This is a genomic window from Arthrobacter sp. 01L42 (assembly GCF_056400005.1).
Window position 1 is genome coordinate 1 of sequence record NZ_JBFTSL010000029.1, and the last position, 19563, is coordinate 19563.

Annotated in this window: 15 protein-coding genes; 2 read left to right on the top strand and 13 right to left on the bottom strand. The window is 60.1% G+C overall.

Annotation, left to right across the window (positions count from 1 at the left end; all coding sequences use genetic code 11):
- From AC1DN2_RS19870 to AC1DN2_RS19930, 13 genes are all read right to left on the bottom strand, one after another.
- Positions 1-548 (bottom strand): helix-turn-helix domain-containing protein (locus AC1DN2_RS19870; protein ID WP_476851656.1); only part of this gene is annotated, 548 nt, incomplete at its 3' end.
- A gap of 105 nt (positions 549-653) precedes the next feature.
- Positions 654-776: a hypothetical protein gene (locus tag AC1DN2_RS19875; protein ID WP_476851657.1), complete on the bottom strand. Its 123-nt coding sequence runs from the start codon at positions 774-776 to the stop codon at positions 654-656.
- A complete protein-coding gene (locus tag AC1DN2_RS19880; protein WP_476851658.1) occupies positions 777-1199 on the bottom strand; it encodes a hypothetical protein in 423 nt (140 codons plus the stop codon).
- A 209-nt stretch (positions 1200-1408) separates the two neighbouring features.
- On the bottom strand, positions 1409-3019 hold the full coding sequence (locus AC1DN2_RS19885) for an alpha-amylase family glycosyl hydrolase (RefSeq protein WP_476851659.1): 1611 nt from the start codon (positions 3017-3019) through the stop codon (positions 1409-1411).
- Positions 3016-3954, bottom strand: a complete 939-nt coding sequence (locus tag AC1DN2_RS19890) for a carbohydrate ABC transporter permease (RefSeq protein ID WP_476851660.1) — start codon at positions 3952-3954, stop codon at positions 3016-3018. Before AC1DN2_RS19890 ends, AC1DN2_RS19885 begins: the two co-directional genes overlap by 4 nt.
- Positions 3951-5024 (bottom strand): carbohydrate ABC transporter permease, encoded by a 1074-nt coding sequence (locus AC1DN2_RS19895; RefSeq protein WP_476851661.1) that lies wholly within the window; start codon positions 5022-5024, stop codon positions 3951-3953. Before AC1DN2_RS19895 ends, AC1DN2_RS19890 begins: the two co-directional genes overlap by 4 nt.
- Positions 5025-5103: 79 nt before the next feature.
- Complete coding sequence (locus AC1DN2_RS19900) at positions 5104-6426, bottom strand: ABC transporter substrate-binding protein (protein WP_476851662.1); 1323 nt, start codon at positions 6424-6426, stop codon at positions 5104-5106.
- A 126-nt stretch (positions 6427-6552) separates the two neighbouring features.
- Positions 6553-7587: a LacI family DNA-binding transcriptional regulator gene (locus tag AC1DN2_RS19905; protein ID WP_476851663.1), complete on the bottom strand. Its 1035-nt coding sequence runs from the start codon at positions 7585-7587 to the stop codon at positions 6553-6555.
- An 877-nt stretch (positions 7588-8464) separates the two neighbouring features.
- Positions 8465-9712, bottom strand: a complete 1248-nt coding sequence (gene dcm / locus AC1DN2_RS19910) for a DNA (cytosine-5-)-methyltransferase (protein ID WP_476851664.1) — start codon at positions 9710-9712, stop codon at positions 8465-8467.
- A 463-nt stretch (positions 9713-10175) separates the two neighbouring features.
- Positions 10176-10973: an HNH endonuclease gene (locus AC1DN2_RS19915; protein ID WP_476851665.1), complete on the bottom strand. Its 798-nt coding sequence runs from the start codon at positions 10971-10973 to the stop codon at positions 10176-10178.
- 6 nt (positions 10974-10979) lie between these two features.
- Positions 10980-12566: an ATP-binding protein gene (locus tag AC1DN2_RS19920; RefSeq protein WP_476851666.1), complete on the bottom strand. Its 1587-nt coding sequence runs from the start codon at positions 12564-12566 to the stop codon at positions 10980-10982.
- Positions 12563-13027, bottom strand: a complete 465-nt coding sequence (locus AC1DN2_RS19925; protein WP_476851667.1) for an EcoRII N-terminal effector-binding domain-containing protein — start codon at positions 13025-13027, stop codon at positions 12563-12565. The genes AC1DN2_RS19920 and AC1DN2_RS19925 overlap by 4 nt, the downstream gene beginning before the upstream one ends.
- Positions 13008-14810 carry a DEAD/DEAH box helicase gene (locus AC1DN2_RS19930; RefSeq protein WP_476851668.1) on the bottom strand — a complete coding sequence of 601 codons (1803 nt, stop codon included), beginning with the start codon at positions 14808-14810 and terminating at the stop codon, positions 13008-13010. The genes AC1DN2_RS19925 and AC1DN2_RS19930 overlap by 20 nt, the downstream gene beginning before the upstream one ends.
- Before the next feature lie 695 nt (positions 14811-15505).
- On the opposite strand from AC1DN2_RS19930, the gene AC1DN2_RS19935 reads away from it, so the two are divergent.
- Both AC1DN2_RS19935 and AC1DN2_RS19940 read left to right on the top strand, forming a co-directional pair.
- Entirely contained in the window at positions 15506-16273 is a 768-nt protein-coding gene (locus AC1DN2_RS19935; RefSeq protein ID WP_476851669.1) for a hypothetical protein, read from the top strand.
- Entirely contained in the window at positions 16264-19299 is a 3036-nt protein-coding gene (locus AC1DN2_RS19940) for a DEAD/DEAH box helicase (RefSeq protein WP_476851670.1), read from the top strand. The genes AC1DN2_RS19935 and AC1DN2_RS19940 overlap by 10 nt, the downstream gene beginning before the upstream one ends.
- Positions 19300-19563 lie beyond the last annotated feature (264 nt).

Here is a 19563-nt window from a genome sequence, read left to right on the forward strand (position 1 = left end):
ATCGCGACGTGGACGTAGTCGTAACCGATTCCGCGTCCCTTGACCTGCTCCGAGCGGCCGTGGGCCCGCCAGCCGCCACCTTCCGGGATGCGTCCGAGCTTCTTGACGTCCAGATGGACCAGTTCCCCGGGCCGTGCCCGTTCGTACCGGTTCGCCGTTGTCCTGGCCGCGCGGATCGGGGCGCCGGTCAGCGGATCGCAGTCTGCCAGCCGCGGAACCCCGTGCCGGTGCAGGAYCCGGGACACSGTSCGGGCCGGGACGCCGGTGARCGCAGCGATCCKCAGCGGMCCGAAYCGTAACGACCGCCGGGCGTCCAGGACGGCYTGCTCACGKTCGGMRCTCGTCCGGGCCGGTGATGACCTCGGCCGGCTYGARCGGTCKSGMAGMCCGGCYGCGCCCTCGGCSCGGAAKCGTCKGAYCCACCGGTACGCGGTCTGCCGGGACACGCCCAGCTCCGCAGCGATATGRGCGACCGGGCGRCCKGCGGYCACCCGGTCMACGATCAGGAGTCTTCCATGAACTGTCAGMCGGGCATTAACGTGGGACACGAGGACCTCCGAGCGCAAAGTGTGTGAACTAGACAGCTCCACTTAGCCCGGAGGTCCTCCTCGTTTTCAAGCCCCGGGTGTCAACAACGTCCCGGCTCAGTACACCTAGGCGGCATTGCATGGCTGCAGCCAGCCGACTTCGGCCTGGGGCGCGGCGCTGAGCAGCACTGTCCCGACCGGGAGCCTGACCGGTTTGGCTCCCATCGCGACGGCGACAAAGAGTGCCATCTAGCCGTGGCAATCCACTGTGAATACGACGTCCGGAGAACCGGAAGAAAAATGAAAGCGGACGCTCTGGTTCGGGGCAGCCCCTTTGCTAACAAGCGTTGTTTTCTCGTCGTCCAGCGTCAGTTGGCCGGAAGTGGCTCGGACGAGCAGAAGATCAAGGTGAACAACGTATTGATTGCCTAATGAGCCGGTCCCAGTGCCGTGAATGTTGAAGCTCGTCTTAAACGAGCCGTCGGCATTGGGCTTATCCAGCACGCGGGCTTTCCCCGTGAACTGGACAAGTTCCCCCGTGCAAGTGTTGAAAAGCCCACCTACAGCTTGTGTATGACTTACCTCAGCTGGCGCAGCAGTAGAAGGACCGGCCGGAATCATCAGTACTGCGGCAAGTGCCGTTGCCGCGTACAGGTATCCACTTTTACGCATTTTTGGCTCCTTATTTGACGTCGCCAACTTTGGCGGACCGCCTCACTCCAGAAGCCGCTAATGCTGTAGGTTCGCCGGTTGGTAGGAAGGGGAACGCTAGTCGTGTGCCGATTTCAATGTCTAGTCTTGACAAGGCTGCAAAAGTGAAAGTTGGCCGTCTCCGTCTCCCAAGGCAGCGTGGAGGGCCCCTTTCGCATGCCCCGGTCGCCTCAGCCCCTAAGCACCCACGCCGCGTTGTTGGGCTGCAGCCAGCCGTCCTCGGCCAGCGGTTCGGCGTTGAGCAGCACGGTGCCAGCCGGGAGTCTGACCGGCGCGGTTCCCATCGCGACGGCGACCAAGAAGTGCTCGTTGCGTTCGCAGATGAGGAGGTTTCCGGCCTCGACCCGCCAGCTGCCGCCGTCGTCCGCGGTGAAGACCTCGTTCTTCCACAACTGACGGCGCAGCTCCAGTGCCGCCTTGGTCAGGTTCATGGCGGACTCCGGGTCCTGCCGCTGGAGTTCGATTGCGTGCGCGCCCCAGCCCGAGGGGATCGGGAGCCACGGTTCCGCGGCGGGTTCACCGAGCGAGAAGCCGTGGTTCGCCGCCGCCTCCTCTGTCCATGGCAGCGGCAATCGGGCGCCGTCGCGGCAGACTCCGCCGCGGGCCCACATCGGATCCACCCGGGCCTCCACCGGGACGTCGACCTCGGGCAGCCCGAGCTCTTGGCCCTGGTAGATGTAGGCCGCGCCGGGCAGTCCGAGCAGAGCCACGAGTGCCGCCCGGGCTCGGACGCTGCCGAGCTCGCCGCCGTCGAAGCGCGTGACGGAACGGACGATGTCGTGGTTTTCCAGCGCCCACGTGGGGGCAGCGCCGTGAAGCTGCCGGGCGGCTTCGAGCTCGTTGCCGACGGCGGCCCACGCCTCCGCATCCCAGCCAAGCTTCACGAACGCGAACGCGAAGGCCTGCTGCATCTCATCGGCCCGTGTGTAGCGGGCCGCGCGGGCGGGCTCTAGATTGACCTCACCCACGAGTAGCCGATGCGGCTCATACTTCTCGGCGAGCGTGCGCCAGCGGCGGTAGACCTCGTGGACGTCCTCCTGGTCCGAGACCTGCGGGTTGGACCGCAGCCCGTCCACCACCCCGCCCGTGGAGGGCGAGTCCGGCAGCCCGTCGGCCTTGAACAGCGCATGCGCGACGTCGATCCGCAGCCCGTCCACGCCCTTGTCGAACCAGAAGCGGAGCACGCCGTCGAAGTAATCGCCGACGGCGGGGTTGCGCCAGTTCCAGTCGGGCTGCCCGGCCGAGAAGAGGTGCAGATACCAGTCCGTGTCCGTCTCGGACTCCGGGTTGGCTCGGCTCCAGGCCCGGCCGCCAAAGACGCTCTGCCAGTTGTTCGGCGGGACGTCGGCGGTGGAGCCTTCAACGAAGTGGAACATGTCCCGCTCCGGCGAGCCCGGCCCGGCCGCGAGGGCCACCTGGAACAGCGGGTGCTCCGAGGAGCAGTGGTTGGGGACGACGTCGAGCAGGACCCGCAGCCCCAGCGCGTGCGCGTCAGAAAGCAACGCATCGAACTGCTCCATGGTGCCGAACAACGGGTCCACGCCGCAGTAGTCCGTGACGTCGTAGCCCTGGTCCACCTGCGGGGAGGGCTGGAACGGGGTCATCCAGATGCCGTCGACGCCGAGGGCGGCGATGTACGGTAGCCGGGCGATCAGCCCGGCGAGGTCGCCCACGCCGTCGCCGTCGCCGTCGGCGAAGGAGCGCGGGTAGACCTCGTAAATGACGGCCGACTGCCACCACTCGGGGACCGGCGCGATCGTGGTTTCCTCTACAGTGCTCATTTGCTCGCGCCCGCGGTGAGGCCTTCGACGATCCGCCGCTGGAAGATCAGCACCATAATGACCAACGGTACGGTGACGATCACACCGGCGGCCATCTGCTCGCCGAAGGGCGCCTGGAATTCGGTGGCGCCAGCGAACTTGGAGATCGCCACCGTGGCGGTCTGGATCTTGGGGTCGTTGATCATGGACAGCGCGATGATGAATTCGTTCCAGCTGTGGATGAAAGTCAGGATCGCGGTGGTGAAGACGCCCGGCGCGGCGAGCGGGAGAAGAACCCGGCGGAACGCCTGCCACTTGGTGCAGCCGTCGATCATGGCGGCTTCCTCAAGGTCGAACGGCAGGGCCTTCATGAACGTGGTGAGGTTCCAGACCGCCAGCGGGATCGCGAAGGACAGGCTGGGCACGATCATCGCCTGGTAGGTGTTGATCCAGCCGAGGTCCGTGAAGAGGCGCAGCAGCGGCACCACCACGGAGATGCCGGGGAACATCGACGTCGCGATGATCACGCCCAGGATCACCGACTTGAAGCGGAAGTTCAGCCGCGAGATCGCGTACGCGGCGAACACGCCGAGCAGCAGCGCGAACACCGTGGTGGTGCCGGCCACGATCAGGGAGTTCAGCAGGGCCTGGCCGAACATGGTGGAGCCGTCGAACACCTTGGCGTAGTTCTCCAGCGAGAACGGCGCCGGCAGCAGGGTGTTGTCGAAAATGTCGGCAGTGCGGCGGAGGCTGGAGACCAGCATCCAGTAAAACGGCGCCAGGCAGTAGGCGAAGATCAGCGCCAGGCCCAGGTACACCGAGTAGGAGCGCCAGGTGCGCGGCGCTTTCGGCTTACCGGAGCGGCCGACGGCGGTGGATGCGTCGGGCGCGCCGGCTCCGGAGGCGCCCGGGGCGCCGGAGTCGGTGGCGGCGTTGCGGAGGTCAGAGATGGTCATCGGGTGGCCTCGGCCTTCTTCTGTTCAGCGATTGCCTGGTCAGTGTTCGCCTGGGTACGGGTTGCCTTGGTGCGGGACTTCTTCGAGAGCAGCTTCAGTTCCTTGGCGCCGGTGACGTCGGCGCCGAGGACCTTCACGAACACGATCGCGACGACGGCGACGTACAGGAAGAGCATGATCGCGAACGCGGAGGCGGAGCCGTAGCGGAGCTGGTTGGATTCGTCCCACGCGAGCATGGAGAGGGTTTCCACGGATTCCTTGCCGGGGCCGATCAGCACGAAGGGGAGATCGAACATGCGCAGGGCGTCGAGCATGCGGAACAGCACGGCGACCAGCAGGGTGGGCTTGACCAGCGGGAGGGTGATGGAGCCGAGCTGGCGCCACCAGCCGGCGCCGTCGATCTTGGCCGCTTCATAGACCTCGCCGGGGATGACCTGCATGCCGGCGAGGACCAGGAGGCCGATGAACGGGGCGGTCTTCCAGACCTCGGCGATGATGATGGCCGCGCGGGACGCGTTGCCCTCGGCGGTCCAGAGGATTTCGGAGCCGAGCAGGGTGTTGGCGATGCCGTCGGACTGGAAGATCCAGCGCCACAGCAGGCCGGAGACGGCAGTGGGGACGGCCCAGGGGACCAGGATGCTGGCGCGGAGGAAGGACCGGCCGCGGAAGGCGCGGTTCATGGCGAGGGCCAGGCAGAGGCCCAGGACGGTCTCGAGGAACACCGTGGTGACGGTGAAGAACGTGGTGTTGCCGAGCGCGTTCAGGAAGCGCCGCCCGGTTTCGCCGACGAAGAGGTCGGCGTAGTTGGCCAGGCCCACGAAGGATTCGACGTCGGCGACGAAGCCGTCCGCGTCCAGTCCGGATTCGGCGCGGTAGAGGGACTGGTGCACCGCGGCGAGCAGCGGGTACACAATCACCAGGGCCAGCACCAGGATGGTGGGGGAGAGCAGCAGCGCGGCCATGCGGCCTTCCCCGGCGGTGCGGTTGCCGCGGTGGCCGCGTTTGCGCGGGCTGGCTGGTTGGGGCGTGCCGGTCTGCGCGCCGGCGGGCGGGGCGGTCGTCGTCGTCATTCTGGGAACCTCACTGGGGTTGCAGCTGCCGGGCCGGCCGGGGTGAACCGGCCGGCCGGGCTGTTGCTACGGGGCGGAATTACTTGGCGGAGAGCTCGGTGAGCTTGGCCTGCATGTCGTTCAGGGCCGTATCCGTGTCCTTCTTGCCGGTGATGGCCGCGTACGCCTCTTCCTGGATGGCCTTGGTGGTGGCGCCGTACTGGACCACCTTGGGGCGCGGCTGGGCGTTGTTCAGCGAGGTCAGCAGGGTGGGAAAGAACGGGCGCTTGGCGACGACGGCGGGGTCCGCGTAAAGGGACGCGTACGCCGGGGCGCGGGAGGACAGGGCCAGGCGCTTCTTGGCCTGTTCCTCGCTGGTGAAGAACTTGATGAACGCCAGGGCGGTGGCCTTGTTGGCGGTGAAGGGCGAGATGGCGAGGCTGCGGCCGCCGAGGGTGGAGACGCCGGGGCCGTCGGTGCCCGGGATGGAGGTGATGCCGAACTTGCCGGCCACCTTGCTGGAGCCGTCCGTGGCGCTCAGGGAGGCGTGCAGGAAGGACCAGTTGCGCAGGAAGACCAGCTTGCCGTCCTGGAACGCGCGGCGGCCCTGCTCTTCGAGGTAGGTGATGGCGTCGGACGGGAAGAGCCCGTCCTTGAAGCCGTCCACCAGCAGGTTCAGGCCCTTCTTGGCCTCGGGGGTGTTGACGGTGGGCTTGCCGTCGGCGTCCACCACGGTGCCGCCGGCCGAGGCCACGGCCTCGGAGAAGTTGACCGTGAGGGCCTCGTTCTTGTCGAACTGGCCGGCGTAGCAGGACATGCCCGCGGCTTCGGGGAGGGCCAGGATGGCCTTGCAGGCGGTCTTCATCTCGTCCCAGGTCTTGGGCGGGGCGGCGATGCCGGCGGCCTTGAGCAGGTCCGAGCGGAAGTAGAACAGCGCGCCGTCGGTGTAGTACGGGGCGCCGACCAGGGTGTCCCGGTACGTCGCGGCGTTGACCGTGGCGGGGATCATCTTGTCCGTGGGGATCGCGTCCGCGGGCAGCGGCATGATCCACTTGTTCGCGGCGAACTCGGAGGTCCAGACGACGTCCAGGTTCAGCACGCTGAAGGTGTCCGACTTGATCTGCGCGTTCTGGATGAGCTGCTGGCGCTGCTGGTCCGCGGAGTCGGGCAGTTCGATGAACGTGACCTTCTCCTCCGGGTGGGCGGCGTTCCATTCCTCGATGCTCTTGTTCGCGGCACCGGAGGCGTCGCGGTTGGAGACGTAGTTGATGGGGCCCTTGCCCTCGAAGGACGCGGCGGCGGCCTTCGGGGCGCTCTTCGCGTCCGTGGCGGTTCCGCCGCAGCCGGTGAGGGCGACGGCGGCGACGGTCAGGGATGCGGTGGTGGCGAGAAGAGTCTGCCAGGTGCGGCGGCGCTGCCTCATGTGTTGCTCCTTGTTTCGTGGGTTGGTGCGAGTGGTTTGGTGCATGCGGAATCGCGGCGGGTTGCCTGGTGGCACGGGGGAGTGCCGGCGGTCGCCGTGGGTGGTGGTGGTGTTTGGGGGTCTTGGCTAGCTGACCAGGACGTGTTCGCCGGCTTGTTCGCCGGGCGGTGCCGGGTTCTCCGGTGTTGGACTGGGCGGCGCGGTGGAGCCGCGCTCGATCAGCCGGTGCGGCATGATCTTCGGCCCCAGGTCGCGGGAGCGGAGCAGCTTCTTCACGGCCATCCGTCCCATTTCCTCGAGCGGCTGCGCCATGGTGCTCAGCGGCGGGTTCACGTGCAGGGAGGTGGAGGTGTTGTCGAACCCCAGGACGGAGACGTCCTCCGGCACGCGGAGCCCGCGGCGCTGCAGTTCATTGACGACGGCGGCGCCCATCTCGTCGCTCATCGCGAAGATGGCGGTGAGGCCGGGGTCCTGCTGCAGCAGCTCGCCGGCGCCGGGTGCGCCGCTTTCGTAGAAGAAGCTTCCGGTGGCGGTGACCGGCATGCAGTTCGCTTCGGTCATGGCGCGGAGGTAGCCGCGTTTGCGGGGCTGGGCGACGTGGACCGACGCCGGGTCCCCGGTCAGGAGGCCGATGCGGCGGTGGCCGAGCCGGAGCAGGTGACGGGTCGCGTCGTAGGCTGCCTGCTCGTCGTCGATGGCCACGCTGGGGGAGCCCGACTTGTCGCTGATGGCGACGGAGATGATGGGAACGTTGGGTCCCAGCAGCTGCCTGGTCTCCGGCGTGATCACCGCGGAGATGAGGATGACGCCGGCGGCCCGGTAGGTGCGCAGGGTCCGCAGGTAGCCGGCGATGTAGGCGGACTTGGCGCCGGTGCGGCCCAGCATCACGGCGTAGCCGCGTTCCTGGGCTTCCTCCTCCACGCCCTGCATGACCTGGGAGGCCAGAGCATCGGAGACCATCGGCGCGAGGAGCCCGATCACGGACGTCTGCCGGGTCTTGAGGCCCCGGGCGAGGTAGTCCGTTTCGTAGCTGAGGCTCTTGACCGCGGTTTCGACGCGTTCCCGGGTCTCGTCCGAGTAGCCCACGAGCCCGTTGACAACCCGGGAGACGGTGGCCGGAGAGACGCCGGCGTGCTTGGCGACATCGCGGATGGTGACCACTGTTCCTCCTCCCTGAGGTTGTCGGCGGGATGCGCAGCTCATCTGTGGAGGGCTACGCAAACGGTTTACGTAAACGGTTTCGTTATGTACAGGATCAACACTAGGGGGCGGAACGGCGATAGCGTTGCGTTTCGTAAACGAGGGAAGGGTGATTGACGCGTAGCGCATAGATCCGAGTTCGAGCACGGGCAGAAATCGACGGTGGGAGGTCACAGCCTCGACGTCAGGGCGCGCTATCATTCTGAGCTGGCAGGGACTGGCTCCGCGCGGCTTGTCATTCGGCCTCTATCGGCGAGAGGGATGGGCGTAAGAACCTGGTGCTCTATAGGTGACGTGGCCTCGTTTTGGCAAGTTCCTTGGCCTGCCGGTCAAGGTCAGATCGCAAAGATATCAGGGCATATTGATATTTCGCTCGCTCACTTCCCGCTGCCTGTATGTAGGTTTTGCATATTGTTGAGGCCGAATATTGGGCCAAACGAAAGGACGGATGGTTTCAGGTCACTCCGGAGCGAGAAGCGATTTTACGTTCACGGTAGTCGGGCTCTTGTTCCGCCAGCGATATCGATTGATCGTCTGAAGCGGTGGTGGGAGCTGTCTGGCTGCCGTGGTGAAGACTTCCTGTGCATTGAACTCAGGAATGATTTCTTTCGGATTTCTTGTCAGATAGCCGGCTCTTCAAGGTTCGTGGGAATCGATTTCCCCACCAATCTTGAAGAGCCGGTTTCGTCAGGCGGTCTGTTCGGCCCTTCCGTTCAGGAGTTGGTCGTCAAGCCGGACTCTAGAACACAACGTGCTGAGGATCCGCGTTGTCGGGACCAGGAACCGGTCGTGGCGCCAACCCGCCGGCGCCACGACGCGGCACGCTTTCCTGCACCGGTCAAGCGGAAAGGCTCTCCGCCGCGGCCGGCTGGTTCACAATTTTGAACACATGTGGTGTCATGATCCGGGCAATCTCGCTCATGACCGGTGTGACGACGCTGTTTCCGAATTGCTTATAGGCTTGGGTGTCGCTTACAGGAATCCGGAAGGTGTCCTCGTATCCCATCAGGCGCGCGCATTCGCGCGGCGTCAGCCTACGTGGTCGGTTGCCATCCTGCGCGACGAGGATTTCAGAGCCGTCCTTGTAGTACCTTGCCGACAAGGTCCGTGTTGTCCCTGTTGGTTGAACCAGACCAAACCCGAAGCCGTTGCCGGCGGCCTTGTGCTTGGCAGCGTATGCTTGGAGATAGGCCCAGAGGTTCGGGGTCAAGGTGAATTTGGGCTGCACTTCTGCGTTTTCATGGTCGAAGTACCGGTCCCCGTCCCATTCGAGTACGGGCTCGGTGCCGTCAGTCCGGTGCAGAACAGTGTTCAGCCTTGGGCCGACCGGAGGCACTTCCAAATCGTCCCAAGTGAAATCCGTGGGTTCGCGGAAGCCGACGATAATGATTCGTTCGCGGTGCTGGGGGGTGAAGTTGATGGCGTCGATAACCTTTGCGTGAACTTCGTAGCCGAGTTCATCCTGGAGAGTATCCATAATGACTGCGAAGGTCCGACCTTTGTCATGGGAACGGAGATTCTTGACGTTTTCGAGCATGAACGCCGCCGGACGCTTTTCATTGATGATCCGGGCCACGTCAAAGAATAGAGTGCCCTGTGTGGCGTCCTCGAAACCGTGCAGCCGGCCCATGGAGTTTTTCTTGCTCACCCCCGCGATTGAAAACGGCTGGCAGGGGAAACCGCCGAGCAGAATGTCATGGTCGGGCACATCATTGGCCGGGAAGGTCTGGATGTCCCCCACAAATGTGTGGGACTCCTCTTCATCGTCTGGGAAGTTTGTGAGGTAGGTCTTTTCGGCATATTTGTTCCACTCGCTGGTAAAAACACAGCGACCGCCATGAGCCTCGAATCCCTTTCGGATCCCGCCGATCCCCGCGAACAGGTCAATGAACTTGAAATCCTCGGGGCCGGAGGCTGGGCGAAGTCCCAGCAGTTCCCTCAACGCCGGGGCGAGCATCGTTGGGCAAGCTGTCTCGCCGCTCTCCCAGCGCATGACAGTCCGGTCCGAGACGTTGAGCTGCTCCGCCAGCTGACGTTGAGTGTACCGGGCACGTGCCTGGCCAAGAAGGGTATTTGCGTTGTCCATGATGTCCTATCTGGGTTGATCCCACGACATTATGTCGCATAAATGACCCAGAGGGCGGGGTGCCACGCCGCTGGTCGCACCAGCAATTTCCCAGGAATTAACTCACTTTCCGCATAGGCAGAATCCTAGGCGAGCCTTCAGCGACGTTCAGGCGCTCTTCGTGGTTGGTGGAGAATTACTTCCGCGTCGTAGCCAAAGAAGGGGCCCGTAGGCCCGTTGGGATGAGTGCGTCTAAGCATTCAACCAAGAACAGGACCACGAGCCTTGACGGAGCCCACCGTCGTGACGGCCGACGCTGCCACTAGCATCTTCAACCGGCCAGACTGCAGACCAGCCACCTTGGTGCCCCAGCTGCGGGTTACTAGCAAGAGCGGCGGAAGGCAGCTTGAAGAGCCGGTTCAGAGGCCGTAAGGGTGCAAAACGCGGAGTCGCCGGTTTTTCGCTCACTCGGTGACAAACTGCATCACGAGTCGGGGAAACGACTTGCATGAAGCTCCGAGGGCGTATATGGAGGCCATCTGCGATGAGCCATTCGGTGACAATTCGCGCACAAGGGAACCAAGTCCGTTCGCGGATCGACCACCTGCGGCCCGTTCATGCTGCTCACCGGAACTAGATGATGAATCTCCACATAGCCACGGGCTAGGGCGCCGTAGCAATCGTCGAAATTTACCCCGCAGACAGAGCATGTTCGCCCGTGAATTTCGATGGCCAGCGCCCTGTTAGCTTGGCTCCTTTCATATCTTCGCGACCACCCGTAGCTGACCTGACCTTCCTCGTCGTACATCTCGGGGGACAATACATCGGATGGTTCCTCTTCCCCAGAATCGTCCAGCAGCTGGACGATTGGCAGGAGGATCGACAGTGCGGACAGGCGTTCAGCCTCCCAAATCGAAGATTGCGAATCTAACTGGAGCCTGCTGGAGAGCATGATCCTCTCCCGCGGGCCATCGAGGGTTCCGAGTCTAGGGACGCTCCTATATTCCACGCCGCGGGATGTAAGCGTCACCATGGACGTCTCGAACTGTGGGACTTGGCGGGAAAGGGAAACCCGCAGATGATCCTCCAACTGAGAAGACAGACTATCGAACTGGAGGGAAGCCTCCATCCAAGAGAATCGCCGCCGTACGTCCACTTTGAACCCGTGCGGTCGATCGATGCCCTTGATTCGCACGGAAAATTGCATGCCAGGCGAAGCGGTCTCGATTTCGATAGCTGTGTTCAGTAGCTCCGATAGTGCGGACTCAAGAGGACTCGTCATACCTGGTTAGTCTTCCAGTTCGGGCGAGGGGAGATCTTCGACGAGCCGCCGAAGTGTTTTCGAAACGTCGTAACGAATATCTTCGAAGACAGCGAGGGTGGCATCATCCGATACTTTAAATTCTGCGGCAGCGAGGGCCCATAGAAGGGAATCCAACGCTTGGATCGTTGCACCCGATTGTCTGTTTGGAAGATATACCTTCTCATAAAATGCGTGCGTCTTGCTTATCTGAACGCCTGGGTTGCGCCCGATATAGGCCGGCCGATAAAGCTGCCCGTCGTCAAGGGTGTTGACAGTTTCAAGAAAAACTCGGTTGTCATTGGATGGAACAAACTCCACCAACACTCTTCCTTTGGCGTTGAGTATCTCCGCTTTCCCGGCATCTGCATCGGTTGACTGCAGAGTCGCTTTAGTCATCGTTCTTGACTTGTCCTCGATTGTTGCGTTTGACGGCGCGTGAATCGACTTGTCGTCAATGGCCTGCAGCTTCGTGCGTTCGCCGTCTCTGTATCGGATTCCCGCCTCTCGCCGCGGTCCAGTAAGAGCCTTCGCTAAGTAATCTGTAATCGCGGTATCAAGCGAAATTCTTGATTTTTTTAGATCAATCTGAAATGCCTCATCCAGCATATGGTCGAAGGAAAGTTCGACCCTAGCCAAGGTATAGTGGGGCTCCTGGATAAAGAACCCCAACCAGTCCGGGCCGTGAATTAGTCGATTCTCACGATAGACGTAAATCCCTTGGTATGTATTGTAAAGTCGAGCTTCATTATGCGCCTCTTCGCCGAAGGCTGCCTGCAACTCTGCCTTCCGTGGCAAGACATAAGCCCGTAGGAGTATTTTCGAGTCGCCCAATTCAGTCTCGACTACTGTCTCGTCATCTAGAAGGCACTCGGCGCCGAACCCGAACGGGTTCCATGACTTCAACTTCACTCCGTTGAGGCGTATTTCAACGGACGGAACACGGCTATCATCGGAATCTAAGAACCGCTGGAACACCATGCTCAAGTGCTCTGACAGGGATTTCACCGCTTTGTCCAGGGCAGTTCGAGCGCGGCTGCCCCTCGGATCTTTGTATTCCTTTATTACCCGGTCAACAGACTCCCAGCGAACCATAGTGCCAGCTCCGCCACCGGAGACTTCGTCTAGAATCTTGCGGTCGAAGGGGAGGACGGTCTCAGAAACTTCGACGTTCCAACCAATTTCGGCCACCCGGTCCAGATCCCATATGCCGACGACAGGATCACCGGAACCCTTGCGCGACGTCAGCCGTATTCTCCGCGCGAAGGCAGTAGAGGCTGTCTTCAGCCCGAGGCCGAACTTCCCCAAGCTGGCAGGATCGTCTCGATGATCTGAACCGTACCGGAGCGCATTGACCAAGCCTTCAGTATCCATCCCCTCACCGTTGTCGGTGATGCTAAAGCGGACACGTCCGGCCGGATCTTGAACAAGCTCAACATCAATGCGCGTGGCATTGGCCGAGATGGAGTTATCCACAACATCGGCCACCGCCGTGTTCAGCACATATCCGGTATCTCGTAGCGATTCCGTAATGCGGACTGGATCAGGCGTAGCTTCATACAGGGAGGTAGTCACTCTCGAGTCCTTCGGTAGGTTGACCAGTTGCCACTCAACTTGATTCGCACCGGCGAATCAGTAGCGGCATCCTTGGTCTCTTGGATGTGCTTTGAAATAACAGATACTCCTAGTCGATGACCATAGAGCTTCGAAAAGCGAATTTCATCACCGATACGAGCGTCATGAGATCTAAAGAATTTGGTCAAACCCGTGATTCTATATTCATTTCTGGTGCCAGTGCCGTGAATTTTTCCGTTGTAGTAGATGTAGTTCAGCGCAAAGTCTGATTCGAGAAGCTCATCAAAACCGTCCAATAAAATTCTCGGATTGAAAATTTCTGGAGAAAGGTGAGGGAAGAACGCTAGCATCGGTCCGGATTTGGGCACGGTAATGCCCGCCTGATGGCTTCCAGTCAAGCCGAGATCGTTGCTTGACAGGGTTTTGGAAATTGAATCAATTTCAAAAGGCAGCGATAGCACTAGCAACTCCATTAGGCGAAAAAGCAAGAATGCGGGAAACTTCTTGATTTGTGGGACTGTCGGAGATTGGTGCCAGACCGTCTTCGCGAAGTTTCCGCTTCGATTCAAGCCGATCTATCATCACTTCTTCAATTGTCTTTTCGTAATATAGGTGATAAACAAATACCGTCTGTAGTTGACCGCGCCTGTGCGCGCGTGCTGATGCCTGATCGACGACCGCCGGGTTCCACTCGGGCGTGAAGTGAACGACATAGTTGGCAGTTTGGATATTTAGTCCGACGCCCGCGGCCCGCGGGTTGAGAATCAGGACGCCAGGACCATCGTGCGACGAAAAACTGTCAATCACTGCTTGACGGTCCAGGATCGGCGTGCGCCCATCAATCGTTCCGACGTATAGACCCGACGTGTGCTGCCGGTAGCTTTCGGCAAGTGAGTCGATGATGGAGCTAAACGAGGCAAATACAAGAACCTTTTTGCCATTAGAAAAAGCTTCGGATGTCAGCTCATGTAGAAACTGATGTTTTGCGCTCTGCGCATTTCTACTTACACCAGCGGCACAGATTCTCAGAGCAGTTATCTTGGGGAGTGCGGCTTGACCTGACGAAAGAATCGAATCGTAGGACGAAGCCTGAATTGTTCCCATGGCAATTGGTACGATTGAGGTTATACGTTCTGGAAGGGACTCCGCAACGTCGGTTAGCCTCCGACGTATTACAATAGGAGAGACTTTCTGTCCAAGAGAGCTGGCCGCTGTCGAAATATCTGGATAACTTTCTAAGAAATCCTCGAGCCGTGGCAAGTAACTGGGCACTGCTAGATCGACAATTGACCACATGTCGCGTAGAGAATTCTCGATGGGCGTTCCGGTAACTGCCACCTTTGCTTTGGCTCTCAAGAGGCGCGCACTTATAGTTCTATCCGCTGAAGGATTTTTTATGTACTGTGCCTCATCGAAGGCAACAACCTCCCACCGAATGGCCTTTAGGAAGTGCACGTCCTGGGCCATTGTCTCGTAGGACGTAAGTACGACGTCAAATGGCCGAAGCTGACTAATGCCACCGAAACGTCGGGGGCCTTGATGGATGTGCACCTCAAGATGTGGGGCGAAGAAGGAAAGTTCTCGTTTCCAGTTAGCCAGCGTAGATGCAGGACACACAACTAATGAGGGCCCGGATCTCACTGCGTGGGCGAGTAGCGCGATGATCTGGAGGGTCTTTCCCAACCCCATCTCATCGGCCAAGAGACACCCAATCCCGGCCTCGTACAGGTCGAGCAGTCGATCGATTCCCTCAGCTTGGTAAGGATAGAGCTGCCCCTCAACTAGGGACTGCGCTGCTACCTTATTGGTCGCGGCAAACTGAACGACCTCGCCGGGCGCGAAGTCCGTCGGGATAGACCATTTCCAGGTCAAATCCATAGCCTGAGCGGCGGAGAGTGGCACTCCCAACATTACGGGGAGCTCAGAAACGCGTTCCCGGAGTTCACGCATCGCGACGGTATCGAGGCAATACCATGTCCCGCTGTAGATAATTTGGTCTGCTGTTGGCAAGCTAGTAAGCAAAGGTCCGTGTTGTGCCGAGAGTTGAAGGCCCACTACGGGCTGCCCTGCAGCAGTCTTCGCGATTCCAAGACTCAAATTTCCGGCTTCGGGGGCGAAGTCCAGTCCGAGTCCACTTTCACTCGGTGGCCTCACTGCAATTCCGTCGATCTCCGCGAGAAGTTCGAATTCGGCGCGCCATATACTGAGTGCAGGGACTTCCCGGATTCTCTCCAGATCGTTCAAGATTCGCAGCGTCTTTGATTCTTCGTCGACAACCCAACGTGCTTGCGCCAAGCTCCCCAACCTCGCCGTTATTGCCGCATGCTTCCCTGCGAGCTACCTGGGTGACATCCTAACAACACGTTCCTCGCTAGGTGTGGGATGTGGCCACTACTTTCTGTGGCCCGTCGCGCCCTGAGGGCTAATTTCGCTGCGACGTCAACAACCGTGCGGCCAGCGGACGTCCAGCCAAGCCATGGCCCGTTGGCCATGTCAGCGGCTGCGGTACCTGCCGCCCGGAGCAGCCCCTGAGGGCGGCGTCGCCAAGCAGCCAACATTAGGATGACAAAGAGGCTCTCGGTGATGACCATGGACGACGACTATCCCTTGCTGAGCCGTTTCCCGGGAGTCGCGAAAGCAACCTCGCCCGACCGGCGACCGGAGAGCGTTCTCCTTGACCATTCTGAAACCGTCTCGCCGATCTTGCTCTTACTCGGGCAAATGTCTGAGTAAGATACGAGGGCGTGGTCTGTCCGCACAAAAGCCGGAATCGTTTGAAGAAACGAACCGCAGCCTTCATGGATTCACCTATTTGGCTGCCGAAAGCGTCGATGGCCCCCGACTGATTCTACAAGATGTCGTATTTGCTTATCCATTTCATAGTGGTGTTCTAATCGAGGAGAGACCTGGCGATGTTGCCCCATGGACACGCGGAGCTAGTGCTGCTGGCCAGCCACTGCGAAGCCGCGCCGTCATTCTCCGCAAGTGGGTGGATTATCGACGCTTGGACGATGTCGGAGCCGGCAGTTGACGCAGCAGTGGAGGTTTATCGTGCCATCCTACTAGGTGATAGATCGACTGAAGCCCGGAATCTACTTGCCGAGCAAGGCATTGATTTGGATGCCTTGTTGATGGGCGATTCGTCGAAAGATGACATCACTCGATCGGATGTGACGGAACTGATAGCTGCAGCTTCTGTAGCAGCTCGAAATTCCTGGGATCCCCAACTCTTCCACATGCCCAACGTCCCGAAAATGGCGAGAAAAAAGAGCGATAGCGGCATCGACGTTATGGGCGTGAAGCTAGACGCTAATGGAGGACCAGTGTTGGGTGCGGGAGAGCGGCTCTTGTTCGTGAGTGTTAAACACTCAGTGAGCGAAACAACGCAGGGACTTCGCTCGAAGCTGGCACTCTCCGTTTCGGACACCGATCTAACGCCTGCCTATGTAGCTCAGCAGCTGAGAGTGTTGAAAGGACGACTTCAGTCAGAAGGAGTTCCGGAAAACGTAGCCGACCGCGTGTGGCAATTCATTCAACATATCTGGGACGAGGAGAAAGTTGACCACGTGGCTGTGGGAGTCGCAGACATTCTTGTGAAAACAGATTTTGATCATCATATCGGGCTACTACCGGCAACATCGACGGCTAAGCATTTCCGTGCCGTCCATGTTCCCGGGCTACGAGAGCTGGCCTCGAGATGCCCGTAACGACGACGGAAGAGTTTTCGAGTTCACGACGGGCGCTGCGTAGAGCGCGGGTGCAAGCGTCGCTAGGAATCCCTCGTCGGTCCATCCAGATAGACCGCGACCGGCTCATCCTGCCGCTACTCGAAGCACCTGGCCTGCACAATGGTGACTTTGACAGCCTGCACGACGACTCCGTTGATACCGTCGTCTCACTGGCGACGGCAGCCCTCGAGGAGCCGGATCTCGATGCTCTTGCAGTCCTTCTGATGTGCGTGGAAACGCTCTCCCTTGATGGGCAGTTCGCTCGGTTGATGTTCATTTCGCCACGACTCCGGTATCTTGCCTCGCGCATAGACGTCAGTCGTCCCCTGCTGACCGTTGCCATCCAATCTCTGGGGCATCTTTTGGAAGGGGGACGACTGTCAGCCCAGAAATTGGTGCAGGCGACGATTCAACCAACTCCCGACAGCCGTGAACCCCGTTCAGCTGAAGCCGTGGGCGATCTCGTGATACTTGCCTGCATACGTTTCATTGCAGGAGACACCGATGTTTCTGGCGACACCTCGAATGGGAGGCCGGAGTATCTTCGTCGGTGCCGACAATGGATGGTCAGCAGCGGGGACGCTCTGGGGTTGGTATTCATCGACGCTCTGATTGCACTTTCAAACTCACTGAATTCAGCAAATCCCGTGCGCGTCCTCCAACTCCAAGATGAGACCTTCGACGACGAACGCCTAACCCGCTACCTGTCGACAAGGGGCGTGGAGGCTCTCTTCCCTGCCCAAATAGCCGCGATTGAAGGGGGGGCGACTGGCGAGACGGATCACGTTGTGGCCTTGCCCACGTCAAGTGGCAAGACGTTTCTGGCGGAACTGCGTATTGCAGCCATGGCGTCAAGGCATCCGGGGGCAGCCGCAATCTATGTGGCCCCGTACAGGCTACTCGCCCGACAAGTTCTCACCTCTTTCGAGGAGGGACTCGCCCCGCTCGGTATGACCGTTCGCGACCTAGGCTCGGGCTTTGATGCGACTTCGGGCCTGGGAGCGATGCTGACGGCCGACGTTCTCATTGTAACGCCGGAACGACTGGACTCTCTTGTTCGCTCTTCCAGCCAAGATACTCAGAATGGTCGCCAAGCGGCAGAGCTGCTAGGTAGATGCAAGTTGCTCGTCTTTGATGAGCTTCAGCTGGTAGGGCGTGCGGGCAGGGGACCACGTTTTGAACTACTGCTGACCCGGCTTCGCGATAGATTTCCTCACTGGGGCTTTCTAGGTCTATCGGCTGCTACCCACGGGGCAGATGAAATGAGCGAATGGCTGGTTGGCCGGGGGCCGATAAGCGGGGGTCGGCGTCCAACTGGAACTATTGAGCTCGTTTGGGAGACGAACGGAAAGATCAAGCAAAGACTTGGCCAGCAAGCGGCGTTGGTTGCAGAATTGCCTCGCGGCACTACGGCAAGTGACGATGCGGCCGTGCTGATACTTCGGTTCGAGCGTGGCCACGATCCAGTTCTCGTGGTGGAAACCTCCCGCGCAGCGGCCGAATCGATTGCGAAGAAAGTCGCTGCGCTCTCACCCGAGGCCGGCATGCGCTGGCGGGCCGAGCTGCGAGAGCAGGACCTAAGAACAGTCGATGAGGTGGGAGAAGAAATTCGTGCCATTATGGGCGAAACGCACCCACTGGCTCGCCTAGTGAGTAGCGGCATCGCGTTTCACCATGCTGGAGTTCCCACGAACGTTTTGCGTTCCATCGAACATTTGGCAAGAAACCGGCTTCTTCGGGTTTTGTCGGCCACGACCACGGTTGCCGAAGGGGCTGACTTGCCTTTCCGTGTGGTGGTCATCCCGCACCTAAACTTTCCGGGCCCATCCCGCCGTTTAGAGCGAGATCTCTATCTCAACATTATTGGACGGGCTGGGCGGGCGAGTGCTGCGGTGGAGGGGATGGTATTCGTCCTGGATAGCGATGCCAAGACGCTGCGGAACATAGTGCGGGGGTCGCTTTGGAGTGACGCCATGCGGGACCGGGTTCAAAGCCGGCTTGTCGTACCAGCTGCGGACCTGAGTCGATTCGAGCGGCTCAACGACTATTTCGACCTAGAGAGTCAGATTCTCGGGTGGCTTGGAGATGGAAATAGCTACGTTGATAATCAAGCGTTGACGTTGGCTCGTAAGACCTTTGCTTGGCATCAAGCTGAATCGATTAAACGTCGCGAAATTCAAGAACGATTTCAAACCGTATTGACGAATCTCGAAGAACGCCAATACGTGGTCGCGGGAAGTCCCCTGCAACTGACAGTGAATGGTCACCATGCCCGACTCACTGGCCTCGCAACTCCGACGATTGAACGACTCCTCGCCGTGCTCTCGGATGAAGTGCGTCAGAGGTTGGCGCGGCTGTCCGGAGAATCTGTTGTCGGCACAGAAGACTCCATCTGGCTTTCAGAGCTTCTATTTCAGGGAGTAGAAACGCTTGAATCATCATTGTGGCTGAGGCGAACTGGTGCGGAGGATGCGCGATACCACCGTTTAGTCGAGACTGTCAATAACCCGGAAGTTTGGCCAAATAGTGAGGAACTCGCTGCGGACGTTTCGTTGCTTTCAATGTGGATACAGGGGGCGTCCCTCGGAGCTATTGCCGAAGCGGCTCCAAGTACAGGTTCTGCGAAAGCTTTGTTTGGAGGTGCCGATACTTCAAAGCTGACTTCAGACGCGGCGGAATATATCGGGAAGCTTATCTATCCCGTCACGTGGCTTTGGTCCGGAATTCAAGCAATAGTTTCTCAGGGTGCACCCACCTCTCCCTTTATTAGGGATGCTTTAGAATTCGGAGTACCTACTGAGTCTGCGACTCGCCTGATTCGGGATCTGGATCTTACGCGAGGCGCCGCCCTTCAAGTGGCGGCACACAGCCCATCCTGGATCGTTGTCCAAAATTGGCTGCGCTACGCCACCGCAGATGACATCAGTAGTCTCGCGCTTACCCCCCTTGACCAAAAGAGAATTCAACGATTCAGAGGTGAAATGAGGAGACGGACCTCCCTATAGGACACTGGTGGTTTGAGGTCTGATCAGACTCATGTGTTTCGTAAAGGCAATCGGTTGCCGCTTCATGTCCATATCTTTGGCCGTTCGAGGAAGAAATCCTCCGCGTCGTCGGGTCCTGGCGAGATGACGCTTCGCAAGTCGGCGCATCTGGCAGCTGGTTCCCAGTTTGAAAGTAGCGTGGACTCGATGCGCTGAACGCGATCCTCTGTCCGACGCAAAGCAACCCGTAAGCTTGGACAGCCAGATTATCCTCAGGACAGGTGC

What these genes read in the sequence shown, in the direction of transcription:
- AC1DN2_RS19875 (WP_476851657.1), bottom strand. Translation starts at nt 776, where the DNA reads ATGGCACTCTTTGTCGCCGTCGCGATGGGAGCCAAACCGGTCAGGCTC.
- AC1DN2_RS19880 (WP_476851658.1), bottom strand. Translation starts at nt 1,199, where the DNA reads ATGCGTAAAAGTGGATACCTGTACGCGGCAACGGCACTTGCCGCAGTA.
- AC1DN2_RS19885 (WP_476851659.1), bottom strand. Translation starts at nt 3,019, where the DNA reads ATGAGCACTGTAGAGGAAACCACGATCGCGCCGGTCCCCGAGTGGTGG.
- AC1DN2_RS19890 (WP_476851660.1), bottom strand. Translation starts at nt 3,954, where the DNA reads ATGACCATCTCTGACCTCCGCAACGCCGCCACCGACTCCGGCGCCCCG.
- AC1DN2_RS19895 (WP_476851661.1), bottom strand. Translation starts at nt 5,024, where the DNA reads ATGACGACGACGACCGCCCCGCCCGCCGGCGCGCAGACCGGCACGCCC.
- AC1DN2_RS19900 (WP_476851662.1), bottom strand. Translation starts at nt 6,426, where the DNA reads ATGAGGCAGCGCCGCCGCACCTGGCAGACTCTTCTCGCCACCACCGCA.
- dcm (WP_476851664.1), bottom strand. Translation starts at nt 9,712, where the DNA reads ATGGACAACGCAAATACCCTTCTTGGCCAGGCACGTGCCCGGTACACT.
- AC1DN2_RS19915 (WP_476851665.1), bottom strand. Translation starts at nt 10,973, where the DNA reads ATGACGAGTCCTCTTGAGTCCGCACTATCGGAGCTACTGAACACAGCT.
- AC1DN2_RS19940 (WP_476851670.1), top strand. Translation starts at nt 16,264, where the DNA reads ATGCCCGTAACGACGACGGAAGAGTTTTCGAGTTCACGACGGGCGCTG.